Genomic DNA, 21,237 nt, shown 5'->3' on the forward strand with positions numbered 1-21,237 from the left:
GTAGTGTCACAAAGTGTTTCTGCGCAAGCCTCTGGCCATGGTCATGATCATGGTCATGTAGACCAGGGGCAATTGAAAACTTTAGGGTTTTGGATTTTTCTTGTAACCGACTGTCTCTTGTTTTCTACATTTTTCGCTGCTTATGCTGTGTTACACGAACATACAGATGGCGGATTTACGGCTCATGATTTTGATGTTACTGGGTTTATCCTTGAAACCTTCATTCTTTTAATTAGTTCCTTTACGAGTGGATTAGCAGTGTTGGCCATGCACAAAGGAAAGAAAAATTCCCTGATTGGCTGGTTAATACTAACGGTTCTTTTAGGTGCTGCATTCATCGCGCTTGAAATCAATGAGTTTACAAACATGGTTCATGAAGGGGCTTCCATTTCTAGGAGTGCGTTTCTTACTTCGTTCTTCAGTCTTGTAGGACTGCACGGGGCGCACGTTTCGTTCGGTATTATGTGGATGATTGGTTTGATAATACAGCTTGCCCAAAGAGGCATTACAACAGTGACTAAAGGTAAAATCTCGATTATTAGTTTGTACTGGCACTTTTTGGACGCCGTTTGGATCTTCATCTTTACTGTTGTCTACTTAATGGGGGTGATGTAAATGGCAAATCACGAACATACTGAACATACTGGGGCCATGAAGTCATACATCATCGGTTTCATTTTATCAATTATTCTGACAATCATTCCACTTATTCTTGTATTGAATCATATGATGGCCAAAAAACTGCTGACGGTTAGTATCTTGATTGCTGCTATTTTGCAATTTGCCCTTCAGCTATTCTTCTTTATGCATATTCGTGAGGGAGACGGACCAAGATACAATGTAATGGCATTAATTTTAGGTTTGGTTTTCGCTGTAACAGTCATCCTTGGTTCCATATGGATTATGGCATTTAACTATGTGGTTCAATAGAATCTGGACGTCCCAACGAAGTAAACCCACGATGGGTCATGGAAGGTAAACACGAGGGAGTGGGGGGTCTATGGCAGTTATCCCGAAAATTAATCGGGATTCGCCATCTTTATTAAGTCGCTTGGCTCAAACCATTTCTTTGTATATAGAAGTGATGAAACCTAGAATCTTATTTATGCTAGGTTTTATTTCCCTAGGCGCTTGCCTTATACAAGAAGGGTGAATATACAAAGGCAGGCATTCCGATGATGCCGGTAATTATAGGCCCCCGTGAAACCCAAATTTAAAGTCTTATTTATATGATACTTTTATTTGTTTGTTCCATCGTCCTTTACATAAATGGGAATTTTAATACCATTTACCTTGCCAGTGCCATCATGTTTAACAGCGTTCTCTTATGTTGCACTTGAGAATGTGGCAAGAGGAGGATCATTTAGTTTTTTGGGAAAAACGGATGTTTATTTGCTCTTTTTTCTATATATTAGGGGTGTTTTCAACTCTGGTAATTGGAATTTCGTAGACGGAAAATTAAAAAACAATACGATCACTAAAAAGGAGGACAAGATGAATTACGGACTTTTTATTATTCTTGGTTTATTTGGTGTGACTTTTATTTTATCCACTATTATTTTTAAAAAATCGATGAAAGAATGAATGGTACACATTATTTCTATTCAAACGCGAACTTTACGACAATTATTGGTGGACTTTCGACATTTTTTCGTGATGTACTACCATTTTGAGGTCAAATACAACAATTTTTCATGTTATACGAAATTTGAGGCAGCTTACGACAATTCTTCACTGCTTATCTATAAACAGGGGAATAAGCCAAACTATTAAGGGCTTTGTTGAAAAATCTGACAAAGCCCTTTTTTATGCAGGAACGGATCCATGGGAATGGTACGTTCTTATTATTCAGTCATCAATTTATAATACATATATGAGGATAACCCCACTGCTGCTGCAAACAACCCCAAATAGCTAACTGTATAATAAAGACTCTCCATTTTGCGCCCCCTTCTAAAAAACAGTTTTAAGGTCTGAATCAGATTAGAAAAACAGCTCTATAGTAGCATTGAGAGAACTCATTCTTTGTACGAATAATCTCTATGTTGGATAGATCCTAGAATGGCACCGAAAATGAAGGTAAATCCTGCACCGGTAAAACATCCAAGTGCAACGTTAAAATGGAAGTTTTCATCCATTGTCCAAGGAATTCCGTCCATTGTCCATGGGTGACCCGTAAAAAGTTCATACAACATGAAAAGAACTCCCACAATGACTTCCAGTATCGTTAATTTTATAGTCCATTTTGTCATATTATTTCCTCCATTGTGCTTGGGATATATGTGTGTTAAGACTTCATTATTTGGTTGATAACACTGAAACGCCCAACATAGGTGCAATTTCTTTGAGATTATTACGATTTAACACGATCAGCTCGTGGATTTGGGATTTATCCTTTTTGGAAATTGCCTCTGTTAGCTCATCGTATTTTTCATCGATACCATTGGCAAATGTTTTACTCTTTTTGGCAATGATTGAAGGCAGGATGGCATCGTGAAATTCATCGTCAAGGTTACGAGAAAGGGTCTTTGCTGCAGCATAATCCTCTTTCGCTATAAGTTTGTCCATCAATCTAAACCCATAGAACATATCTGCGAAAGGCCTGGATAGCGATCGTTTAGCGTAAGTCATTTTGTAATCCGATTGAGCATTAAGTTCATTATTGTTTAGTGTATTTCCACAACCCGCAACACTTAATGTTAGTAGTGTTCCCATAATGGTGATCAATATTTTTTTACTCATCTTTTGGCTCCTTTTTTATAAAAGTAAGGATAAAAAATCAGGAAAACTTGACATAATAGTGATAAATCCATTGCTGTTCTATTATTCCCATTCATAAACTTTATTATCATAACTAACACAAGTTCACATTACATTTTCTTTGTTGCCCAATGATCCTGTCTGTGAATTTGGATTTCTCTTTTCGATATAGAAATGTTAAATACCAAGTCCTATACCCTTGAACTTTTGGATGCAGGGTGGCAGACAAACTTTCAATCCACCTTTCCCGGTCTTCAACTAACCTTTACGATGAAGAAAAAAGATGCGATCACCTTAGCAATCCCATCTCAAATGAAAGCGTATATTGTTATGATGAAAGTTTAACCGTCGAACTTCACCCGCTGCGCGGGTTTTCATCGTAAATCTCAAATTGTGTCAGGCTTAAATTGTCTGCATAGGTTTTATTGAAGACACGTTTTAGCTTTTCTGGTTGATATTTCTGAACGACTAATAGATTCAATTTTTCGTTTCTCCCACATTGGAGTAAATTAAAAACAGAACAAACCAGATTGGACCTATCGCTGCAATCCCTCTTACAAAGCCAATCAGAAAATCTAACATGTATTTCCATCCTCTCATTTTTGTTAGTAGACGAAGGAACGGATTTGTCGTTCCCATGCCCAAAATTCTATAGTTCTTCGATAAATAGACTCTTACTGTTCATCCATCTTTTGTGAAATGATAAAGAGAACTGACTGCAAAGGAAGAAATAGAAGGCTGCAAAACGTTGAATCCTACGAAATGAATGGCCTGGAAAATTGGATTATTAAAGCTTATGCGTCTACTAGAGGTTAAATGAAGGCGTTTGCAATGCCGAAGATTAAAACAGGCAGCTTTATACGTTTTTTAACCGAGGACATACATTAATATCGAAAACTTATCCATTAAAAAACTAAAGACAAAAAGAAACATAAATTTTTTAACACCAATTTAATTCGTTTTGGACTAGGGGAACTACAGATTTTTCAGGTTGCTCTTTACCTATTACCTAAACAGATGTTGACATGCTGAAGGAGTAACATGAGATGAAAAACTAAGGGCATTGTAGGATTCTTAAGAAGGAAGCCCTACGAGACATCCCCATAGGGCTATTATTGACCATCAAAAAAATTATTTAGGATAAACATCGAATGCAAGGAATTGTGTGACTTGGCTTGAATTAAAGTTATTGTCTGAAATGAGGACGAGGCTGTCATGACCATTCTCAAGCTTTGGTCCCCATGTCATGCCTTCAATGTTATCTAATTTTGGTAAATTAAGTGTGTTAAGATTGAGAACAAGTTCTTTTGAGACAGGTTTAAAATCTCCTGAAAGCAGTGAATCCATCTGGCTGATGTTTGAAGCCTGACGCGTATCGACTTTATAGATGCGAATGTAGTTTGAATAACTGCCATCTGCAGCTTGTACACCTGAACGCTCAAGCATTAAAAACTCATGATTGTTAATGGTGAGCATTTCAGAAACGCCGTTATCAGCGCTTTTCCCTTCTCCCGGTTTAGCCGGAATAGCGGAAACAGGGTAAGCATATTGAGCGAGGATATGGCCTTGTCGATTGTATTTTGTAATACGTGAGTAACCCCCTGCATCGACTGTTGGAATATTTCCGTCCTGGAAAAGCGGGGTTTCCATGGATGTAAAATAGAACTCTCCATTTGGCGAAAACGAACTCCCTTCAAGCGCAAGATTATTCCGAAATCCATGGTTAGCTCCGATAGTAAACTGTGCCGGGATTTGAAAGGATGAGAGATATTGCCCGTTTTGTTGTGCCTGGTGAATAAGAGGAACGAGCTCAAGATTACGATCACCTTCACTTGTGTACCAAAGGCTGTGGGTCCTAGGATCAAAGCGTATAGATTCAAAGTCAGGTACAACACCCTTTTGGTTAGTAGCATACTGGCTGCGATTAGGGTAAGGCGTTCCATCGGGTTGTTTTAATGTAGTCGCATCTATTAGATTTACAGAGTTGAAATGACTAGAGTCATAATTTAGCTGCCCGGTGTAAAAACGGGCTGGAGCTAAATCAGAACGGTCATCACTAATCATGATCCATTTTTTTGTCTGTGGATCATAATCGATACCAGAAAGCCCGCCAACAGGTGTACCATTAAAGATTACATTATTTGCAATACGTTGTTCACCAATAAAAGATAAATGACCAACGGAATGGTGTTCCACAATTGTCTTTTGGTGCTCATACTCGTTTACAGAAACCTGTGAGGGGGAAACTGTTTCTGCAGAAGCTATGCCAAGCTGGGAAATCAATAATAAATTTGCAACTGTTCCACCAGTTAAAAGTTTTGTTAACTTCATCCATCTACACCTCTTCCTCATACTTAAAATAACAACTAATCAAAACCAATGTGGATTTATCATTGCCGTTGTTATATTCAATCATAGCCTATTATAAAATAGTAGATAGCTAGTACAGAAGTTTTTTGGTAATATTTACTTAATTTTAATAAAATTTACAAACGACAGAACCGTTTAACTGATGAAATGGCTTGGTTCCACTGATTTTCGTCAGGATAATAGGTATGTGACATGATATTTGAGGGCGTAAATTTCAAAATGGCACAACCTAAAATTACTTCTGGAATTTCACTATGAAAATATGGTGATTGTGGTCAATTTTTCACGTTGTCTTTCCTGAACTATTCCTAGGGTTAAAGGAATACAGTAATCTCCCAAGGGAAACGATTGCTCGGAGGATCCGTCCATTTTTGCTTCGTAGGTTGAAAGAGGATGTACTATCAGAGCTTCCTGATAAAATCGAGTCGATAGAATCGGTGGAGTTGCTTCCTGATCAGAAGAAGCTGTACGCTGCCTATTTGGCGAAGCTACGAGAGGATACGTTGAAGCATCTAGACAAGGATACACTCCGAAAAAATCGTATTAAAATCCTGGCTGGTTTGACTCGGTTACGACAGATCTGTTGTCACCCAGCCTTGTTTGTGGACGGCTATAAAGGAGGCTCAGCGAAATTTGAACAACTGATGCAGATTGTAGAGGAATCAAAGCTTTCTGGAAGAAAGATGTTGATTTTCTCACAGTTTACGAAACTGCTTGAGCTCATAGGTAGAGATTTAGCGATTCAAAGGCTGCGGATATGTTTAATCATTTGTTTGATGAAGAGGAGAAGCGGAAGGCCGCTCACTTTGAAGATCAGCTTCTTTTTTAAAAAGCCTAAAAAGAAAAAAGTATCCAAGTGGATAGGGACATCTATAATACATAGTTATACATTTTGTGGGGAAAAGTAATGGAAACATTATGATAATGGAGCAAAAAAAATGAAACTCATTTCTCTTATTTTCAAAAGCTTCATAAAAAGGGATTTCAAAACCAAGTCTTCCAATCAGGTATCTCAATCTTTTAAAGAGGTATTCCATACAATAGATGATAATACTTCTTTCTTTAAACAAACCTTTTCTAGCTCACATGATTTAAAAATTAAGGAATTAAATGTAGGAAATAACCGTGGAATTCTTGTTTTCTTAGATACAATGGCAGACTACGAAAAGATTCAAGAGAATATTTTAAAACCTGTTATGGAAGCGGATGGCGTACTGTTCGCAGATGTACTGAAATCTACTTTTACGAAATCAGATAACCTCATCAAAGCTCAAAATGAACTTTTAAATGGGTCGTGTATTATGTTCTTTGATGGTGTCCAAGGATTTTACATACTGGAGGTTGCCATTTCAAAAGATCGGTCTATCACGGAACCTGATAATGAACAAGTGATTCAGGGATCTCATGAAGGTTTTGTTGAAAATCTTATGACAAATCTCCATTTAATTAGGAAAGCTATAAAAACTCCAAATCTAAGATTGGAGCATGTATCAGTGGGTGACCAGATTCAATCCAAAATATCCCTTGTTTATAGGAAAGACCTTGCAAATAAAGAATTAATCAAAGAATTCAAACGGAGGATTAATCGTATCTCTATAGATTATATACCCAGTTTTGGATTTCTTCAGGAATTGATTGAAGATTCAACATGGTCACCCTTTCCGCAAATTTTATATACAGAGAGAGTAGATCGTGTTGTAGGTCATTTGAATGAAGGAAGAGTGGCAGTTTTCCTCGAGGGGAAGTCTTCTTGTTTACTTATACCAGTCACGTTTTTTGCGTTCTTCCATTCGCCTGATGATTATAATTCACGCTGGATGATTGGATCGTTTATTCGTTCCTTAAGATTCTTGAGCATTCTTATTGCAATTAATTTACCTGCTGTTTACATTGCGATAATTGGTTTTCATTTCGAAGTACTGCCTGATGATTTAGTTCTCCCTGTAATAAGTTCAATTAGAAATATACCATTCCCACCTTTAATTGAAGCACTTGTTATGGAATTGACAATTGAGCTGATTCGAGAAGCGGGGGTACGGCTTCCATCAAGAATAGGACAAACCATTAGTATTGTTGGAGGGCTTGTTATTGGTGATGCGGTTGTCCGTGCAGGTCTAATTTCGAATACAATGATTGTTGTTGTTGCCATAACAGCAGTTGCAGCATACAGCATTCCTACAACTGCAATGAGCGATGCTGTTCGATTTTTACGTTTTCCCCTTATGGTTCTTGCTTCAACATTTGGATTTGTAGGGATTGTCTTTGGAACTATAATTATTTTAGCTCATTTATGCAGACTAGAATCATTTGGCACCCCGTACTTTGCACCTTGGGCTCCGTTTCGATTAAAGGACATGAAAGATACTTTTATCCGTTTACCTATCTGGAAATTCAATACACGTCCACTCGATTCAAAACCGAACACACTGGATAGACAATCTTTGGCAAGGGGGTGGAAGTTTAATGGAAAAAAGCAAAAATAAAATCACGAGCAAACAGCTTGTCTTTATGATTATCCAAGCCCAAATAGGTGTAGGGATACTATCTTTGCCACATAATGTGGCATTAGTTGCCAAACAGGATGGCTGGATTTCCACTTTAATAGCAGGGGGCATCACACAGGTGATTATCTGGGCCATGTGGGGACTTTGCAGAAGATTTCCTTCCTTATCTCTGTACCAAATACTCCCGAATATACTAGGGGGAGTCGTCGGGAAGTTATTCACTCTCAGTTATGTACTATATTTTACGGTGACAGGGAGCTTAGTTTTAGCAAGATATAGTGATATCTTAGATAAATGGATTTTACCGCGGACTCCTAATTGGATTACTATGCTTTTAATACTATTAACCTGCATTTACATCGTTAATGAGGGTTTAACGAGTATAGCAAGATTCTATGTACTTGTATCTCCAATCCTGATTATACTCATAGTGTTGATTTCGTATAGCATGAAAGATGCGAACTTCTTATATATCTTTCCAATAGGTGGTAATAGCATTCAAACGATATTTAAAGGTTCAAAAGAAGTAGCCTTCTCCATGTTAGGCTTTGAACTTTTTCTATTTATCCATCCATTTGTGCAATCTTCCGGGAAGGATAAGCTTAAAGCCATTACAACAGCAAATATTTTTGTCACATTCTATTATACCTTTCTGGTGTTTGCCAGCCTTGTCTATTTTGAAACCACTACTGATATCGCACTGACTCCAGAGCCATTATTATATATGATTAAAGCATATTCGTTTCAGGTTCTGGAAAGGACGGACTTATTTTTCTTATCACTATGGCTCATAGTCGTTGCTACTTCCATTGCGAACTGGCTATTATTATCTGCAATGGGTTTGGCCAGCCTTGTTAGAAAAAAACACTATGCCCCGTTCCTGCCAGTTGTAGCAGGAATCAATCTAGTTTTGGTTCTTTTTCTTGATCGGGAAAGGGACTTTGAAAAATTTGATCAATTTCTTGGGCCAACTCACTATATTTTTATTGTCATAATACCTGTATTTTTATTAATACTTTCACTTGTTTTGTCGAGAAAAGAAGAGGTGAATAAGGCATGAATGGTAAACTGCCTATCTTTTTACTTCTTTGTTTATTACTTGCTGGATGTTGGGACCAGCACTTGATGAAAAATGCGGTATTGGTACAGGCTCTAAGTTATGATTTATCAGATGATGATGAATTTTTATTAGGGGTCTCCATCCCCATTATCGACGAGCCCTCCGGGGGACCGCAAGCCTTGGTAAAAAGTGAAACATTTTCTGCAAAAGGTCATACACCAAGAGATAGCCGGCAAAAAATCGCCCAAGAAATATCTGGAATATTAGATACATCCAAGAATAAATTAGTCCTGTTTGGTGAACGGATGGCTGCTACCGATATTTATCCTTCATTAGATGTTCTTTGGAGAGATCCGAGAAATTCACTAGGGGCCACACTAGGGGTTGTAGAGGGAGAAGCACTTGATTTGCTTAATATAAAGCCGAAGCATGAGACAAACGTAAGCGAATATATACAAGACGCTCTAACTAGCGCAGAAGAAAACTCGATTATTCCAAATGAAACGCTCCAGACACTTGCTTCAGAGATGCTGGATCCGGGAGAAGATATTGTCCTGCCATATCTTAAAATGAACAATAAGAAAAGTGCGGTAGTGATTGGACTTGCCCTAATGAATGAAAGAAAATATTCGGGAAATCTAGCACCGGAAGATTCAACCCTCCTGCTCTTATTGAAAAACAAAAAAGGAAAATACGCACGATTTACAAAACAAGTGAGTAGCGAAAAGCAGAACAAATTAAATAATTACATTGCTTTTAATGTGCAACATATGAAAAGAAAACTAAGGGTTCAAGTAAAAAATGGAAAGGTTTCTGCTAAGCTAAATTTAGAATTAAAGGTAAACGTGGAAGAATATCCAAAAGGAGATATCCCAAAGCAAATAGAACGACTAAACAAGGTATTATCAAAAGAGCTCACAAAAGACGCGAAACGGGTTATAACAAAACTACAGCAGGGAGATTGTGATACATTTGGAATAGGGAGGAGATTGATGGCGTTTTCCCCAAAAACTTGGAAAACTCAGGATAAAAGGGATTATTTTAGAAACATAAAATTTGATACTAATGTGGATGTTGAAATCATCTCACACGGTATTGTCAAGTAACGGGGGATCTAACCCTCGCCTCCACGTACCGTTCGGTATACGGCGGTTCTATAAGAGAGACATGAGAGTTTCATAAGGAACGTACAGACTTTTCAGCCCTCGACAGTTCCAGTAGGAGTTATCGAGGGTTTTGTGGTGTAGAATGGGGCTACATGTAATTCTTCAATATTCTTCCTGGAGTTTCTCTATTGGGTCCTACCTGCTAAACCTAGATCATAGATTATCAATCTCCTCATTGGATTAGAACCAGCGACCTCCATCCTGTCAAGGTAAAGGGACGAATAGGATTATAAGAGTTGCAGTTGATTTAGTTGGTATGAAGGCTCTTTTTATCAGTTTTCATACGATTTTGTTGTTAAAGTTGATATATTTGATGCAGTTTTACCATCCAACGGTATTTCACTACCAAGTTCGCCACTAACCTTATTTTTGTAAGTGTCTTCTCAAACTGTATTTAAGCTAAATCTAGCCATTGATGTTATTTTGAAGATACTTATAGTTAACATAATAATTTTATAGTTATTTAAAAACAAGCAATATGTTAATAAAAATATAAGGAAGAGGAAGGACAAAAGTGCTAAGTATTCTTAAACGGAGAGGATAAAGGAGTTACTATTTGAAAGTACACTGGAACCCAATTTATAGTGATAATATTTAACATATTAGAAAAAAATAGTAACCAGAAAGGAGGGTTGCGAATGTCTGTGAAAAAGTTATTAACAGGATTAGTCGTTTTGCTTGCGATGATTGTAGTTGTGACAACTTCAGGCTCACTCAGCGTATTTGCTGAATCCAGTGTTGTAACACAGCCTATGGAGACGGCGAAAATGATTGAAGTCAAGTTGAATGATGATTACTTTAATCCAAAAGCCATCACTATTCCCAATGGAGGAACGACAACGTTGGTACTGAAAAACGAAGGTAGGAAGGAACACACCTTCACAGTGGAAAAGCTCGGAATTGACGCCGAAGTCCAGCCGGGAAAAGAAAAAACTATTACCGTGAAACCGGAAAAGCCCGGTACATATGAACTGATATGTCGGTACCATTTCCAGGAAGGAATGGTTGGAAAGGTAATAGTGAAATAACGAGCAGGGCCAAGGGGGCCTTGCTTTTTTACATTGTAGGAAAGTATAAGCTTCCAGATAGGTGCGAATTCGACGTAGCCGGAAATTTTAGGAATCCAGTGTAAGTACAACTACGCCTCTGTCTTCGTCCAAGAGCAGAGCTTGCCAGTCGGCGAGTTTTCTTTAATAGGCAACAGTAACTTGCGTATTTAAGTCCCAACATCATTATAAGGCTGGTATCATTGGATCAGTTTGCATCACAAAACAAAGTCCTTACTGCCGAAGGTGATACAAAGTAAATGAAGCGGATAGCTGGAGGGGAAGACTATGCTCTTATAGGACGCATAGTCCTCCTCCTAGAAAAAGCATCTATTTCTAAGTACTTAAAGGGAGCGCTCCTTATTCCAATCCAACTAAAATAGCCACTACAATCAATTTTGTATTACAACGTCAATTAAAACGATCTCCCTTGAACATTCCAGAGCCTCTTTCAGGATGCTTTCAAATTCTGCTATATGTTTCGCTCGTCTTCCTTTGATTCCAAAACTGGTTGCCAATTGGACGAAGTCCGGGTTTTGGAACGTTACTCCGTAGCTGGCTCCAAATTTTTTGTCCATCATCTGTTCTTCAATTTTTAACATACCGTCATTGAGTACAAGAATAATGAACGAGAGTCCTAAGCGCTTGGCGGTTTCGATTTCGGCAATATTCATCAACGCCCCGCCATCTCCGGTGATGCAAATGACTTTGGCATCTGGACGAGCCAATTTTGCACCAATGGAGCCTGGTAAAGCGATTCCCATCGAAGCTAGACCATTTGATATAATGAGTCCATTTGGCTGTTTTGGCTGATAGGTGCGGGCGATGGATACTTTATGAGCCCCTACATCAGAAAGGACAATCGTTTTTTCTAAAGAGAGTGCTTCAATACTATGTAGAACATGTTCAATTGTAAGTGGCAGGTCATCTGTCTCTTTTTGTTTTTCCTTGATGTGATAGGATTGTTTGATTTGTTCTCGAAGATTTCCAGATGGAACCCATGGTTTAGCTGGGATATCAAGTGTATGAAGGGCTCGAAGGGTCTGCTTTACATCCCCAACTAACTCAATTTCAACGGGATAATATTCATCCACCTCGGCTGGCAATGTGTCAATATGTAGAACTGGTATTCTTTTTTTATTCCACTCCTTTGGCAGCTTCTCTACAAAGTCAAAGCCAATGACAATCAATAAATCAGCCTCCTGTATGCTGGATACTGCTTTATCCGCTTCATTGAATCCAAATGTAAAGAAGTTAAGAGGGTGATCTTTTGGCAATACACCTTTTGCCATATAGCTATGGATAACAGGTGATTGGAGCCGTTCTATAAAGGCTTTCAGTTCATCCATAGCTCCTTGCCTTAATACTCCGTTACCAATTATTACAAAAGGTCTCTTATGTTGATCAATAAGCGCACGGGCACTTTCTAGGGCTTCCTGGATAGGGATATTTACCGGTAGAGGAGTGATCGGCAAAGGCTTACTGGTAATCATTTGTGTAGCCAAATTCTCCGGTAATACGATTGCGACGGGACCCGGCTTCTCCATGCTTGCTGTTTTAAAGGATTTTCGAATGATTTCAGGGATTGTTTGTGCGTCTTTTACTTGAATGGACCATTTTGTAACGGGCTCAAATATTTTTACAAGATCGACGAATTGGTGCGAGTCTTTATGCTGTCTTTCGAAGGGGGCTTGCCCCATTAATGCTACAACAGGGGAGTGGTCTAGATTTGAACTTGCAATACCAGTTACTAAATTGGTAGCTCCGGGCCCTAGTGTTGCTAGACATACTCCCGGCTTACCTGATAGTCGCCCGTATACATCTGCCATAAAAGCAGCTCCTTGCTCATGTCTAACATTTACAAACTGAATTTGCTTTGAGTGGGATAAGGAATGAACTAAATCAAGGGTTTCTGTACCAACTATTCCAAAAATATATTCGACTCCCTCCGCTTCTAAACATTGAACGAATACATCTGTTGCTTTCATATTGTCCTCCTTTAAGGCGATGTTTGTTAAAGCATTACATGAATAAGATAGAGCGTCATAGCTTTCTCTCCCTAAGTAGTTTGAGCCAATTCACTTATAATCAGTAAGGAAGGGAAAATATTTTTCTAGGTGCTGGGACATGCATTTTGTGTTGGTGTAAAGCTGGTAGCCATGCTGAGCCAAGTATTAAGAACTTTATCAAAACAAATGCGGATGTGGCGAAACATCTCATTGGTGGAAAAATAGGAATTATTTATAGAACCCCAGAGATGTCAGTATCGATGAAGGCGCTGTTGTCAATGTAAACGGAGCAAGGGCTTGTGCATACAGAGATGAGAAAGGATACTTACATCTTGTCGACTCCAGTTGTATTCACATGGGATTGTCCTCGTCGTGGTTCGGGGGTTTCGGTAAATGGTGATGTAAGGGAGGGGCCGGCGGAAAACCCTCTGAAGAGAATAGGGCTAGAATGACCTTTAGTGTTTAAGAGGATTGACCATCATTCGGTCAACGACTAATCAATTATTTATAAACAGTTAATCCAAAAAGACACTGAGGAAGCTCAGTGTCTTTTCATGGAGCAATTTCAAAAACAGTACCTTGGTTAAAATCAGTTACTTTCATAGAGCCATAAACCCCTAAATATAATCTGGTTTGCTCTAGATTCGTTCCTAGATTAACATAATAAGCAGATTGGGACCCAAAATCATAATCGGTTTCAATCACACTAAAATCATTTAGTTTACAATCTGTTCTTGCCCTTGTATAAGCTAAAACCCCTCTAACCGGAGTTTGAGATTCTTCCTTCCGGGCAAGATCGGTAAACAAAACGCTTCCTGTTAAAGCGGGGATTCCTTTCCCCATATATGGCTGGACTCCTGTAAGTGCCGTTCCTCCAAATTTATCGGGTCGGGGATCATTGTGGAAATAACTGGTTAAAGGCTGAATCCGTTTCACTGAAGTTTTAATTGCTTCATTATAATAAGCAATTGTTTTCTCATCCAAAGTCTGATTTGCAGAACAGCCCCTTATAATCGAAGTAGGAAAAGCACCTTCCCACCCCCGCCAACCAAAGTTAATAAATCCTTCTTGGTCAGGTTCAAATCTCATTGAAGAAGCCTGAATAAGCTGAGTAACCGGTATTGGTTTATAATGAACGAATGAAAAAATTGACTCTACCAAATCCTGTCCGACATTTCCCACATATTTAATATACTGATTATAAGACCTTTGAAATGAAATCCCTGGTATATTGCGAACCCCTTTGGCAATTACCGTAAGGGTTTCCTGAATAGGTGCGGGAAGTTCATTGAAACGTGTGACTACGGGTGGATTATAGACAGATGTATTCCTATCTACATCAATCTCAATTATTTTACCGGCTATTTCCATGTCATCCTGGCTTAAATTAAATGGATCATAGCCTGATCCGCCATCTCCGGTTGTTAAAACAAGCTTTCCTGTTTCAGGTGAAAAGTTTAAGCTATTGACACCATTATGATTAGAAAATGGTCTTCTTAAGTTAAGTAATGTCCGTCGTTTTAGAGGTTGACCATTCGATTGTAAAATCCATTCTTCAACTGTATCAATATGATCATATTGAGTTTCTCTATTTATCCACCTTCGATTTAAAGTTTCGGGGTCACACGGGTTAGGGTTAGAAGATTCAGGAAGAGCGCCTGGACCCTGTGTTCCAGCTACTGAATAATGAAGATAAAACAGACCGTTATAATAAAATTTAGGATGAAACGCTAGCCCTAGCAATCCTCGCTCATCATAACCACCACCAGAACCACCTAGTTTTATGATTTGTGGGCGAATATCTAAAAAAGTCCTAATATCCCCATTTCCTATATAAAAGATCTCTCCTACCTGGGTTGCAATAAATAATCTTTCAATTGAGTCCCCTGGAAGTATAGTTGTTTTCAAAACAGTGGGTAAATTTATCCTATTTACAATAGGGCGTAAACTAACCTTAACTTTTATCAACTAACTTTACACTCCCTCTATTGTTTTCTTTTATTCTTTAAGAAAGTATAAATTTCTAGCTAAAAGACAATTCGACGTAGTGGGAAATTTTAGGGATAAAGTATAAGTAGGACTACGCCTCTGTCTCTGTCTTCGCCCAAAAGTAGGGCTCGCCAGTCGACGAGTTTCCTTTATAAGAATATGATTAGAGCGGTTCTATTAGTACCAAATGAGGGCTGCGGAATCTAACAAGGGATTGCAGTAGGGGATATGTAAGTGGGTAGCAAGCTTGCATTTTTGCAATTCATAGCCATCAGCAGTAAGATAAAAATAAAAATGAGAATGAAAGAGGTGTCTACATGAAAACAGAACAAGATTATTTTGAAGAAGGAAAGTCAATTCAGGATTATATGAATGAGATGAGCTCATTAAAAGAAGAAAGTCTTGCTGTTTATGAGCAATTTCAACTGCCCACAGATGGGTTTGTGGAAAAATTAAAACAACATCGTCTTCATTTCTTAACTATTACAGAAGACTGGTGTGGAGATGCGATGATGATTAATCCTATTATTCGCAAATTGGCTGAAGCTGCAAATACTGAGATGCGTGTTGCATTACGAGATGCAGATACAGATTTGATTGATCGTCATTTAACCAATGGTGGACGCGCAATCCCGATTATTTTGTTATTCAATAATCAAGGACATCTGCTAGGCAAATGGGGACCCCGTGCACCTGAGGTTCAGCAAATAGTTGATGAGCTTCGTGCAACACTACCACCGAAAGAGGATCCTTCTTTTCCAGAAAAACAAAAAGAAATATTTGGTTCTTTAAGGAAAAGATATGTAGAAGATCCAACTCTTTGGTCACATGTTTACGATAGTTTTAGAGAGACCGTATTGCCTATTCTCAAGTAAATTAAAGAAGATTTTCCTTCAGAAATAATCAATATACAACTGGAATGTTCTTGCTCCCTGCACGGTCGTCTGTAATGAACATTTCCTAGGGGCTGTGAATTACCACGAACCTAAAGGGATTGTGGTTTTACGCCCACAAATATAAAAGCACCGTTCCGCATAAATAGGAACGGTGCTTTGCAACAGGATAACTTTTTATGATTGTATAACATTTTTACAGGTCATTGAATGCTCTGCTTCCAGCGGTTTAAAAATATAACAGCTCTCCTAACGTTTGGTTATTGAATTTTCTTGACCCGTTCTTCAATCAGCGAAGTAAATGGTTGCTTCAGCTGTCTTACATAATTTTCAAACACATCGATGTCAAACGGACCGTCCACTTTGTCTGTTCCTTCACGTAAAACAGTGAAATCGTCACCGCCGTTAGCTAGGTAGCTGTTTACTGTAACAGTATATTTTGCTTTAGGATCTATAGGGGTCCCGTCAGTGCGGAAGATATCAATGACCTTGTTTCCACGATCTCTAGTTCCGTCCCAGGTGTATTTCAAGCCGGAAATTTGTAGCATACGAACTCTTCCCTGCTGCTGCCATTGTTGATTCAAGAGATGTCGGATTTGATCGCCGGTCAAAGTCAATTGCACGAGATTTTCTTTAAATGGTTGAATGGTGAACAACTCTCCCCAGGTGACTTCCCCAGCTGTGATGTCTGCTCGAATTCCACTAGGGTTCATAAAAGCGAAGTCAGAATTCATGGCTGTTCGTTGAGAATCGGCAATCAGATTCCCCAAAGCGGATTCACCGTTTTTATTCCGAGTGCCGGTAATGTCGGTTACAGCCGTTCCAACGACTTTATTAACGGTAGGAGTGACTTGGGCTTCGTACTTTTTCATCATTTCCTTGATTTCCTCATCCGGTTTAATGGCGTCCTGATAGACGGTCACAATTTCAGCTTTTTTGGTTACGATATCTTTAGTTGCCGGATCAATCTCCAGGTCGACGTCGGAGAAAGCTGTTGCGTAAGAATACGCTTGAACAAGCAGCTTTCCGTCTACTTCTGTGTTAAGATATGTGTGGGTATGACCAGTGAAGATCACGTCTACTTCATCATCTATCTTTTTAGCCATATCAATGATTTCCCCGGTAGCGGCACCATTCGGGGTAGACTGACTGCCGCCATTGTGCGCAAGTACGACAATAGCTTTAACGCCTTGTTTTTTGAGTTCTGTAACCGTTTGGTTAATGGCCTGCACTTCATCTGTGAATTTCACTCCTGCTAATTCACTGGGAGGCACGATCTTGGGTGTATCGCTTAGTACAACGCCGATAAATCCAATCGGTATGCCATTAATTTTTTTAATTTCAAAGGGAGGAAGGATCGGCTTACCCGTGTTTTCGTCAATGACGTTCGCGCATATATAAGGGAATTGAGCCCCTTCAAAGTATCCTGTTTTCGGGTTGGTCCCGCCGTGGATGAGCCGCATCATTTCTGCTACTCCTCGATCGAATTCGTGATTCCCTAATGTTCCTAAATCAAAGCCCATTTTGTTCAACACTTCAATCGTCGGTTCCTCTTGCAGCAGCGAAGATACAGGTGCGCTACCGCCAACCATGTCACCTGCATGGACCAAAAGGGTATTTTTGTTTTCCTTTTTCCTTTGCTGCAGATAGGCAGCGAGATATTCCACTTTGCCTACATACCTTCCGTTAAATTTACGGGTCATTTCCAATTGTCCATGCAAATCGTTAATGCCGAGTAATTGTACTTGAATGAAACGGTTCTTATCATTCTCGGTGTATTTGGGTGCGCCTATCGTTTTAGAATTCCCGAAGGCCAAAATAAAACCCGCAGCTAATGTGGTCGTAAGAACAAAAGCAGGGACTGCTTTTTTCAGTGCGTTCCAATTCGAAGTTCCTCTCACTCAGTTCTCTCCTCCTAATCTTCTACTAGGCTACTACTTTAGCATAAGGAGGAATTGTTAAAAATGGTTAATTTTACCATTAATATTCAGTTAAATATATAATTGATTAGTGATCAATTTCAGGTGAAAACACGCATCACAAACCAATACGTTCCCGCAAGCCCTACAAGGATGGAAGCGATCTGTACAGTTTTCGGCCACCAATGAAAATTTTCCACTTTTCGCAACATAGGGTAGATGCAAACCACAATAAGCAATTGCCCCAATTCAACTCCAAGGTTGAATGTAAGCAGTGCAGTGAGTTCATGATTTTTAGGCAACCCAATCTCCTGCAGAACTCCGGCAAAACCAAATCCGTGAACCAATCCAAAGGCAAGCGTTAAAGCCCACCGATGCTGATGATCCTTCGAGAAAAGATTTTCCAGCGCCACGTAACAGATGGTGAGAGCAATCGTTGCTTCAACAAAACGGGAAGGCGGGGACACTACGTCAAAGGCTGCTAGCATGAGCGTGATGCTGTGCGCAAAAGTAAAGGAGGTGACGACGGTCACCATGCTTCGAAAATTCATTTTTACTAATAAGAGGGCAAGCAAAAACAAGATATGGTCGTACCCGGTTAAGATATGTTTGAGTCCAAGCTGAATAAACTGCCGAGCTGTGTCAAAAAATCCTGGGGCTTGCCCAAATGTCCCTGTCCACAAATTTTTATCTTTAGAAAATATATACTCGAATGATTTTCCATCTAACGATTGGAAAGTGGCTACATTCGTATGCTTGTTTTCGGACCGTTCAAAAAACAAATTATAAAGGATTGACACTGTTCCAATCTTTGCAGAATCCTTAAATAATAAATCTATCTGAATCATTGCTAGTTGGGGGACCGATTGAGCTACATGGGTCATAGGCAAAATGCGACCGTTATTTTTCACTATCAAGCCTTTTTCAATGTAGGGACGGATTACCTTACCGTAGGCGTTTTTCAATTCGTCTTGATCGACTATCTCATCATGATTGGTATCCACGCCGGGGAATTCGGTGATGGATAACGAATCGATAAGGAGGCTGATTTTTACACTATCTCCGTCCGATACGATTTTGGCAAAGCCGTAGCTTCCGGCATGTGCGAACGCTCTATAGCTATTGGAGGATAAACAGAAAAATCCCAGAAAGATGATAATCGAGATAAGCAGTAAATATATTCTTTTCAATGTGAGTCCTCCTAAGACTTACTCAATAAATGAAAAGATTAACATGTTAGTAATATGAGAAAGAGTGAACTTAGAAGAAGAGAATAATCATTCATAGGAAAAATAGGTTCTCATAGTTCGGAATTGAGTTGTTCGACAAGATCAATCTTGCTCGGGGCCTTCATTTTGCTAATTACGGCACAAGTCTTCGGCAAGCTATTTTGAGCAGCACGGAAAAAACATATGAGATTAATAGTTAATTTATTCCTATGTAGTTTGATCAAGAGCAAAACGGAATTACGAATAAAAAAGGGGAAGGGCTTATCTAAGTTTCCTTAAGCCCTTCCCTTCATGAATCTCTTGAATACCTTCCTCACAAACTCCATATGAACGCCAGGAACAAGTTTCACATACAATTTGAATATCAGAGGGGGTGACAAACTTTTGGATACACGACTCAATGTCGTTCCAACTTAAAATTTTTCCGATTTTAAGCCCCATTTTCTCTAAAATAAGGGCATCCCTTTCATAAATATTGTCGTCTTGGCAGTGGTATTTACCTGAGTTGGGGTATTTTTCACACAATTGATCGGGTCCCTTTACAAGCTGAATTAACGTTGTAGGGTTATCTCTCAAGGTTTGATGCAAATATGTCATATTTTCCACATATTCTTCGGAATAGCCCATTCCCCGATAGCCTATAAGGCAAAAAAGATGATGACCGCGCAGCTTATACATATGTCTCCCCCAGTTTACACGTTCAATTACATTTAAGAGTTAACTAAAGAATATTATTAGTTAACACGTATGATTCCTTCTAACATATCACATTTGTATAAAAAACTTAAATACCATAGCCATTGTTCCTTGTGTAACGAATAGGAGCACGATAATGGAATAGATTAAAAAAGGAGATTTATGTATAATGAACGAGTTAAACAATAGTATTTTACTGCGAACTGCATAATGTCTTAGACTAGCTTAATCGACGGTAAATATATAGCTACAATATTCAAAATGAATACAGGAAACATAATAGTGAATAAAGATTTCAAAATGGACAAATTTAGTAAAAGGAGAAGGGATATATGCAATACATAGTTACAGCTTATGACGGCACTGATGAAAAGGCAATTGACAGAAGATTAATGGCAAGGGAAGAACATTTAAAATCCGTCGAAAGAAGATTTAAAGAAGGACAGCATTTGTATGGTGCAGCGATCCTTAATGATGAAGGAAAAATGATAGGATCAATGATGATCGTAGATTATCCATCAAGAGAAGATTTGGATAATTGGCTGAAGGTTGAACCTTATGTTGTGGGGAATGTGTGGCAGAAAATAGAAATACAGCCTTGCAGAGTAGCATCCACATTTATGGAACTTTATGATTGAAGAGGTTCACTAAGGCTAAGCTTCCTGATGATGAAGAGAGGAAGAAATAGTTGTTTTGTATGGAGCTGATAACCGATTAGGATCACTATTTCTTTTTTGCGTGCAAATTTAGAAAACGGCAAATCTCTAATATGTAGAGCATATGGCGGCGCCTGAAGCCATCAAAACTCCGAGAGCAGATTTAGTACGATTTCTTGATGGGTGCGATTTGGATAACCGGCTGGACTTAGAGACAAAAATAGGAGTAAGGAAATGGCTAAGCATAGGGTCTAGTAAAGGGGACTTACGCTTAGTTTTTTCATTTTTAGGAGGGGGAATTTTCCTCCAATTATCTCTCTGATACAATAGAATCATATAAGCAGAAAGAGAGGTGCGATGGTGACCCTTTATTTAAAGTGCAGCTGGCATTGGATAGATTATAGTCTTGTATTTTTTCGGTTGTGCTGGTACATAATAAATCTTTTTATTATTATTTCCACGGCTCCTTTCAGGCCAAATGAACAATATTGGATGGTTATCTGGTTTACTGCTTCCTACATTATTCCGCAACTCTTTCATCTTCCGAATAGGATATCATCCTCTGGCTTTATTTTGTCAGAGCTTATTTTAACCGGGAGTTTATTTGTTTGGGTTACCAATTATTCAGCTTATGTAATTGATTTTATGTGGATCCCGATTTTATCGATTGCTTTTCTCTCTGCAACGCGAACACAATGGTGGGCAGCGGCAGGAATTTCAATATTGCCATTATGTATTTTTGTAATTGGCAAACCAGCCGCAGAGTTGTTCCTTCAATATATAGTGGCACTTATTTTATTTGGAACAATGGGATTAGCGTTTCGTTTTCTTTTACAAAAAAATGAAGAGCAAAAGGCTTTAGTGAAGGAATTGCATATCAAAAACCAACAGCTTAGGAGGAAAATAATTCTTTTAAGTCTCTACCTATACTAGACTCGAT

Annotated in this window: 17 protein-coding genes and 1 pseudogene; 10 read left to right on the plus strand and 8 right to left on the minus strand. The window is 38.8% G+C overall.

Annotated features, from left to right (window positions below; translation table 11 throughout):
- Positions 1-3: 3 nt before the first annotated feature.
- Positions 4-615 carry a cytochrome (ubi)quinol oxidase subunit III gene (locus AAHB12_RS05005; RefSeq protein ID WP_129726042.1) on the plus strand — a complete coding sequence of 204 codons (612 nt, stop codon included), beginning with the start codon at positions 4-6 and terminating at the stop codon, positions 613-615.
- Positions 616-930, plus strand: a complete 315-nt coding sequence (locus AAHB12_RS05010; RefSeq protein ID WP_342044520.1) for a cytochrome o ubiquinol oxidase subunit IV — start codon at positions 616-618, stop codon at positions 928-930. It begins immediately after the preceding gene.
- Between the two features lie 1,088 nt (positions 931-2,018).
- Here AAHB12_RS05010 and AAHB12_RS05015 read toward each other — a convergent pair.
- The 3 genes from AAHB12_RS05015 to AAHB12_RS05025 all read right to left on the minus strand — a co-directional run bounded on the left by AAHB12_RS05015 (position 2,019) and on the right by AAHB12_RS05025 (position 5,091).
- Entirely contained in the window at positions 2,019-2,252 is a 234-nt protein-coding gene (locus AAHB12_RS05015) for a hypothetical protein (protein WP_129726044.1), read from the minus strand.
- A gap of 46 nt (positions 2,253-2,298) precedes the next feature.
- A complete protein-coding gene (locus tag AAHB12_RS05020) occupies positions 2,299-2,742 on the minus strand; it encodes a hypothetical protein (protein ID WP_129726045.1) in 444 nt (147 codons plus the stop codon).
- Between the two features lie 1,149 nt (positions 2,743-3,891).
- Entirely contained in the window at positions 3,892-5,091 is a 1,200-nt protein-coding gene (locus AAHB12_RS05025; RefSeq protein WP_342044521.1) for an esterase-like activity of phytase family protein, read from the minus strand.
- A gap of 308 nt (positions 5,092-5,399) precedes the next feature.
- On the opposite strand from AAHB12_RS05025, the pseudogene AAHB12_RS05030 reads away from it, so the two are divergent.
- From AAHB12_RS05030 to AAHB12_RS05050, 5 genes and pseudogenes are all read left to right on the plus strand, one after another.
- Positions 5,400-5,876: pseudogene (locus tag AAHB12_RS05030) on the plus strand (SNF2-related protein); the annotation flags it as partial.
- Between the two features lie 192 nt (positions 5,877-6,068).
- Positions 6,069-7,613, plus strand: coding sequence for a spore germination protein (locus AAHB12_RS05035; RefSeq protein WP_342044522.1), 1,545 nt, complete (start codon positions 6,069-6,071; stop codon positions 7,611-7,613).
- Positions 7,594-8,694: a GerAB/ArcD/ProY family transporter gene (locus AAHB12_RS05040; protein WP_342044523.1), complete on the plus strand. Its 1,101-nt coding sequence runs from the start codon at positions 7,594-7,596 to the stop codon at positions 8,692-8,694. Before AAHB12_RS05035 ends, AAHB12_RS05040 begins: the two co-directional genes overlap by 20 nt.
- Complete coding sequence (locus AAHB12_RS05045; protein ID WP_342044524.1) at positions 8,691-9,800, plus strand: Ger(x)C family spore germination protein; 1,110 nt, start codon at positions 8,691-8,693, stop codon at positions 9,798-9,800. Before AAHB12_RS05040 ends, AAHB12_RS05045 begins: the two co-directional genes overlap by 4 nt.
- Before the next feature lie 698 nt (positions 9,801-10,498).
- A complete protein-coding gene (locus AAHB12_RS05050; RefSeq protein ID WP_342044525.1) occupies positions 10,499-10,888 on the plus strand; it encodes a cupredoxin domain-containing protein in 390 nt (129 codons plus the stop codon).
- A gap of 410 nt (positions 10,889-11,298) precedes the next feature.
- Here the strand turns inward: AAHB12_RS05050 and AAHB12_RS05055 are convergent, their stop codons facing one another.
- A complete protein-coding gene (locus tag AAHB12_RS05055; protein ID WP_342044526.1) occupies positions 11,299-12,894 on the minus strand; it encodes an acetolactate synthase large subunit in 1,596 nt (531 codons plus the stop codon).
- 573 nt (positions 12,895-13,467) lie between these two features.
- Positions 13,468-14,883 carry a PQQ-dependent sugar dehydrogenase gene (locus AAHB12_RS05060; RefSeq protein WP_342044527.1) on the minus strand — a complete coding sequence of 472 codons (1,416 nt, stop codon included), beginning with the start codon at positions 14,881-14,883 and terminating at the stop codon, positions 13,468-13,470.
- Positions 14,884-15,221: 338 nt separating this feature from the next.
- Between AAHB12_RS05060 and AAHB12_RS05065 the strand changes: the two genes are divergently transcribed.
- Complete coding sequence (locus AAHB12_RS05065) at positions 15,222-15,779, plus strand: thioredoxin family protein (protein ID WP_342044528.1); 558 nt, start codon at positions 15,222-15,224, stop codon at positions 15,777-15,779.
- Positions 15,780-16,057: 278 nt separating this feature from the next.
- On the opposite strand, the gene AAHB12_RS05070 is transcribed toward AAHB12_RS05065, so the two are convergent.
- The 3 genes from AAHB12_RS05070 to AAHB12_RS05080 form a co-directional block, all read right to left on the minus strand.
- Positions 16,058-17,698 (minus strand): bifunctional metallophosphatase/5'-nucleotidase, encoded by a 1,641-nt coding sequence (locus tag AAHB12_RS05070; protein ID WP_342044529.1) that lies wholly within the window; start codon positions 17,696-17,698, stop codon positions 16,058-16,060.
- Between the two features lie 119 nt (positions 17,699-17,817).
- Complete coding sequence (locus AAHB12_RS05075; protein WP_342044530.1) at positions 17,818-18,906, minus strand: HupE/UreJ family protein; 1,089 nt, start codon at positions 18,904-18,906, stop codon at positions 17,818-17,820.
- 300 nt (positions 18,907-19,206) lie between these two features.
- The gene (locus tag AAHB12_RS05080; protein WP_342044531.1) at positions 19,207-19,623 is read right to left on the minus strand and encodes a DUF1284 domain-containing protein; all 417 of its coding nucleotides are present in this window, start codon (positions 19,621-19,623) and stop codon (positions 19,207-19,209) included.
- A 350-nt stretch (positions 19,624-19,973) separates the two neighbouring features.
- Here AAHB12_RS05080 and AAHB12_RS05085 point away from each other — a divergent pair, with 350 nt between their 5' ends.
- Together AAHB12_RS05085 and AAHB12_RS05090 are read left to right on the plus strand one after the other, a co-directional pair.
- On the plus strand, positions 19,974-20,279 hold the full coding sequence (locus AAHB12_RS05085) for a YciI family protein (protein ID WP_129726057.1): 306 nt from the start codon (positions 19,974-19,976) through the stop codon (positions 20,277-20,279).
- Between the two features lie 510 nt (positions 20,280-20,789).
- Positions 20,790-21,230, plus strand: coding sequence for a hypothetical protein (locus AAHB12_RS05090; RefSeq protein ID WP_342044532.1), 441 nt, complete (start codon positions 20,790-20,792; stop codon positions 21,228-21,230).
- Positions 21,231-21,237 lie beyond the last annotated feature (7 nt).

The organism is Bacillus sp. OTU530, from assembly GCF_038440375.1.

Coding starts and splice junctions, on each gene's coding strand:
- AAHB12_RS05050 (WP_342044525.1), top strand. CDS start 10,499: ATGTCTGTGAAAAAGTTATTAACAGGATTAGTCGTTTTGCTTGCGATG.
- AAHB12_RS05040 (WP_342044523.1), top strand. CDS start 7,594: ATGGAAAAAAGCAAAAATAAAATCACGAGCAAACAGCTTGTCTTTATG.
- AAHB12_RS05035 (WP_342044522.1), top strand. CDS start 6,069: ATGAAACTCATTTCTCTTATTTTCAAAAGCTTCATAAAAAGGGATTTC.
- AAHB12_RS05065 (WP_342044528.1), top strand. CDS start 15,222: ATGAAAACAGAACAAGATTATTTTGAAGAAGGAAAGTCAATTCAGGAT.
- AAHB12_RS05015 (WP_129726044.1), bottom strand. CDS start 2,252: ATGACAAAATGGACTATAAAATTAACGATACTGGAAGTCATTGTGGGA.
- AAHB12_RS05085 (WP_129726057.1), top strand. CDS start 19,974: ATGCAATACATAGTTACAGCTTATGACGGCACTGATGAAAAGGCAATT.
- AAHB12_RS05090 (WP_342044532.1), top strand. CDS start 20,790: ATGGTTATCTGGTTTACTGCTTCCTACATTATTCCGCAACTCTTTCAT.
- AAHB12_RS05045 (WP_342044524.1), top strand. CDS start 8,691: ATGAATGGTAAACTGCCTATCTTTTTACTTCTTTGTTTATTACTTGCT.
- AAHB12_RS05055 (WP_342044526.1), bottom strand. CDS start 12,894: ATGAAAGCAACAGATGTATTCGTTCAATGTTTAGAAGCGGAGGGAGTC.
- AAHB12_RS05010 (WP_342044520.1), top strand. CDS start 616: ATGGCAAATCACGAACATACTGAACATACTGGGGCCATGAAGTCATAC.
- AAHB12_RS05080 (WP_342044531.1), bottom strand. CDS start 19,623: ATGTATAAGCTGCGCGGTCATCATCTTTTTTGCCTTATAGGCTATCGG.
- AAHB12_RS05025 (WP_342044521.1), bottom strand. CDS start 5,091: ATGAAGTTAACAAAACTTTTAACTGGTGGAACAGTTGCAAATTTATTA.
- AAHB12_RS05020 (WP_129726045.1), bottom strand. CDS start 2,742: ATGAGTAAAAAAATATTGATCACCATTATGGGAACACTACTAACATTA.